The following is a 3,952-nucleotide window of genomic DNA, read 5'->3' on the forward strand; positions in this document are numbered from 1 at the left end:
GGCCGCGGTCCCCCTCCCCCAGACGAGCTGGGGGAGGATTTATTAGTCCAGATTCGGCCTAAGCCACCGCGTCGCCTGCTCGATATCGACGCCCCGACGCACGGCATAATCCGCCAGCTGGTCCTGCCCGATCCGCGCGACGCCGAAATACGATGCTTCGGGGTGCCCGAAATAGAAGCCGCTGACCGCCGCGGTCGGCAGCATCGCGAAGCTTTCCGTCAGGCTGGCGCCGGTCGCATGGTGCGCGTCGAGCATGTCGAACAGCGTGACCTTCAGGCTGTGCTCGGGGCAGGCGGGATAGCCCGGGGCCGGGCGGATGCCGCGATACTGTTCGCGGACCAGCGCCTCGTTGGTCAGCTGCTCGTCGGGCGCATAACCCCACAGATCGGTGCGGACATGGAGGTGCAGGCGTTCGGCAAACGCTTCCGCCAGACGGTCGGCCAACGCCTTCAGCAGGATGTCCGAATAATCGTCGATTCCCGCCTTGAAGCGCGCGAGGTGCGGCTCGATGCCGTGGATGCTGACCGCGAAGCCGCCGATCCAGTCGCCCTTTTCGTCGATGAAGTCGGCAAGGCTCATGTTCGGCCGGCCCTCGCGCTTGGCGATCTGCTGGCGCAGGAAGGGCAGGCGGATGATGTCGGTGCCCTCGACCAGGTTGAGCATGTCGAAACCGCGCAGTTCGTCGGCGTTGAAATCGCCCTTCAGGTCGACGACGACATCGTCCTCGTAGCGCGCGCAGGGCCACAGGCCTGCAACGCCGCGCGCGGTCAGCCATTTCTCAGCGATGATCCGGTCGAGCATCGCCTGCGCGTCGGCGAACAGCGATGTCGCGCTTTCGCCGACGATCTCGTCCTCCAGGATCGCAGGATAGGTACCGGCCAGTTCCCAGGCGCGGAAGAACGGCGTCCAGTCGATATAGTCGCGCAGGTCGGCAAGGTCCCAGTCGCGGAAGACGTGGACGCCGGGCTTGGCGGGCGCCGCCGGCTTCTGGCTGAAATCTGCCTTGAAGCCGTTGGCGCGCGCCTTTTCGAGCGGCAGCAGGTCGTTCTGCCCCTTGCCCTCGCGCGCGGCGCGGACGGCGGCGTAATCGGCGTCGGTCTTCGCCACGAAGTCGTCGCGGATCGTGTCGCTGACCAGCGTCGTCGCGACGCCGACCGCGCGGGATGCGTCGAGGACGTGGACGACCGGCCCCTGGTATGCCGGCGCGATGCGCAGCGCGGTGTGGACCTTTGATGTCGTGGCACCACCGATCAGCAGCGGCATCGTCATCTTGGAGCGCTGCATCTCCTCGGCGACGGTCACCATCTCGTCGAGGCTTGGCGTGATGAGGCCCGACAGGCCGATCATGTCGGCGTCGTTCTCGTTCGCCGCCTCAAGGATCTTCGACCACGGCACCATGACGCCCAGGTCGACCACGTCGAAGCCGTTGCACTGGAGCACGACGCCGACGATGTTCTTGCCGATGTCGTGGACGTCGCCCTTGACGGTGGCCATGATGACCTTGCCCTTGCCCTTGGCGCCGGGCTCCTTCGCCGCCTCGATGAAGGGCAGCAGGTGGGCGACCGCCTTCTTCATCACGCGCGCGGACTTGACGACCTGCGGCAGGAACATCTTGCCCGACCCGAACAGGTCGCCGACGACGTTCATCCCGTCCATCAGCGGGCCTTCGATGACCTCGATCGGCCGGGCAAAGGTCTGGCGGCATTCCTCGGTATCCTCGACGACATGCGCGTCGATGCCCTTGACCAGCGCATATTCCAGCCGCTTGGCGACAGGGAAGCTGCGCCATTCGGCCGCCTGCTTCTCCGCCACCGCATCGGTGCCGCGGAAGCGCTCGGCGAGCGCAACCAGCCGCTCGCCCGCATCGGGATCGCGGTTGAGGATCACGTCCTCGCAGGCGGTCCGCAGTTCGGGATCGATCGCGTCGTAGATGTCGAGTTGCCCCGCATTGACGATCGCCATGTCCATGCCGGCGGGGATCGCGTGGTACAGGAACACGCTGTGCATCGCGCGGCGGACCGGTTCGTTGCCGCGAAAGCTGAACGACAGGTTCGACAGCCCGCCCGAGATGTGGACGTGCGGGCAGCGCGCCTTGATCTCGCGCGTCGCCTCGATGAAGTCGACGCCGTAGTTGTTATGCTCCTCGATCCCGGTCGCGACGGCAAAGACGTTGGGATCGAAGATGATATCCTCGGGGGGAAAGCCGATGCCCATAAGGAGGTCATAGGCGCGCCCGCAGATCTCGACCTTGCGTGCCTGGGTGTCGGCCTGGCCGACCTCGTCGAACGCCATGACGACGACCGCGGCGCCATAGTTCATGCATTTGCGCGCATGGTCCAGGAACTGGTCGACGCCTTCCTTCATGCTGATCGAATTGACGATCGGCTTGCCGCTGACGCACTTCAGCCCCGCCTCGATCACGTCCCACTTCGACGAATCGATCATCACCGGCACGCGCGCGATATCGGGTTCGGCGGCGATCAGCTTCAGGAAGGTCGTCATCGCATAATGCGCGTCGAGCAGCCCTTCGTCCATGTTGACGTCGATGACCTGCGCACCGTTCTCGACCTGCTGGCGCGCGACCTCGACGGCGCGGGTGTAGTCCCCGGCCATGATGAGCTTCTTGAACGCGGCGGAGCCGGTGACGTTCGTGCGCTCGCCGACGTTGACGAAGTTGGTGGAGGAGGTGGTCGAGGTCATGGGTCTTCTGCTCTTCGATCCTCCCCTGGAAGGGGAGGTGCCATCGCGTCAGCGATGACGGAGGGGTATAACGCTATCGAGGGGGTGACACCCCTCCGTCTGGCCTCTTCGGCCAGCCGCCTCCCCTTTTCAGGGGAGGATTGATTATGCCGCCATCGTGAACGGTTCGAGGCCGGCAAGCCGCGTCTGCACCGCCGGGACCGGCATCGCGCGCGGGGGTAGCCCGCGGACCGCATCCGCGATCGCCTTGATATGCGCGGGCGTCGATCCGCAGCAGCCGCCCAGGATGTTGACCTGGCCATTGTCTGCCCATTCCTTGACTAGCCCCGCGGTTGTCCGCGGGGCCTCGTCATAGGCGCCCAGTTCGTTCGGCAGGCCGGCGTTGGGATAGACCATGATGAGCGTGTCGGCCATCGCCGACAACACCTTCACATGCGGGCGCAGCTGCTCCGCGCCGAAGGAGCAGTTCAGCCCGATCGTCAGCGGCCTGGCGTGGCGCACCGCGTGCCAGAACGCCTCGACCGTGTGGCCGCTGAGGTTGCGGCCCGAGAGATCCGTCAGTGTCATCGACAGCATGATCGGTACGTCGCGCTCCAGCGCCTGCCCCGCTTCCAGCACCGCCATGATCCCGGCCTTGGCATTCAGCGTGTCGAACACCGTCTCGATCAGGATGAAGTCCGCACCCCCCTCCAGCAGCGCGTCAACCTGTTCACGGTAGACGTCCTTCAGATGGTCGAAGTCGATCTCGCGATAGCCGGGGTCGTTGACGTCCGGGCTCAGCGACAACGTCTTGTTGGTCGGCCCGATCGCGCCGGCGACGAAGCGCGGGCGGCCATCCCTGGCGGCGAACTCGTCCGCGATGGAGCGGGCGAGCTTCGCGCTCTCGACGTTGATCTCACGCACCAGATGTTCGGCACCGTAATCGGCCTGGCTGATGCGGTTGGCGCTGAAGGTGTTCGTCTCGGCGATGTCGGCGCCCGCCTCGAAGTACGCGCGGTGGATCGCGGCCGGAACCTCGGGCTTGGTCAGCGCCAGGATGTCGTTGTTGCCCTTCTGGTCGTGCGTCAGACCGAGCGTGCCGGCATAGTCGGCTTCGCTGAGCTTCCAGTTCTGGATCTCGGTCCCGAACGCGCCGTCGATGACGAGGATGCGCTGGGCGGCCTGTTCGAGCAATTGCTGGCGGGGTGTCATGTCGTCTCTCTCGATCCTCCCCGCTCGCGGGGAGGGGGACCATGCACAGCATGGTGGAGGG

2 protein-coding genes are annotated in these 3,952 nt (G+C 65.8%); both read right to left on the reverse strand.

All coding sequences use genetic code 11. The features are described 5' to 3' along the window. Positions 1-42: 42 nt before the first annotated feature. The gene (gene metH, locus ASE86_RS03865; protein ID WP_056422581.1) at positions 43-2,700 is read right to left on the reverse strand and encodes a methionine synthase; all 2,658 of its coding nucleotides are present in this window, start codon (positions 2,698-2,700) and stop codon (positions 43-45) included. A 144-nt stretch (positions 2,701-2,844) separates the two neighbouring features. Beyond that, entirely contained in the window at positions 2,845-3,891 is a 1,047-nt protein-coding gene (locus ASE86_RS03870; RefSeq protein ID WP_056422584.1) for a homocysteine S-methyltransferase family protein, read from the reverse strand. Positions 3,892-3,952: the final 61 nt, after the last annotated feature.

The sequence above is a fragment of the Sphingomonas sp. Leaf33 genome (assembly GCF_001421785.1).
In the GTDB taxonomy this organism is placed as follows: Bacteria; Pseudomonadota; Alphaproteobacteria; order Sphingomonadales; family Sphingomonadaceae; genus Sphingomonas.

Excerpts from the sequence above, each read along its gene's own strand:
- metH (WP_056422581.1), bottom strand. The coding sequence starts at position 2,700 with ATGACCTCGACCACCTCCTCCACCAACTTCGTCAACGTCGGCGAGCGC.
- ASE86_RS03870 (WP_056422584.1), bottom strand. The coding sequence starts at position 3,891 with ATGACACCCCGCCAGCAATTGCTCGAACAGGCCGCCCAGCGCATCCTC.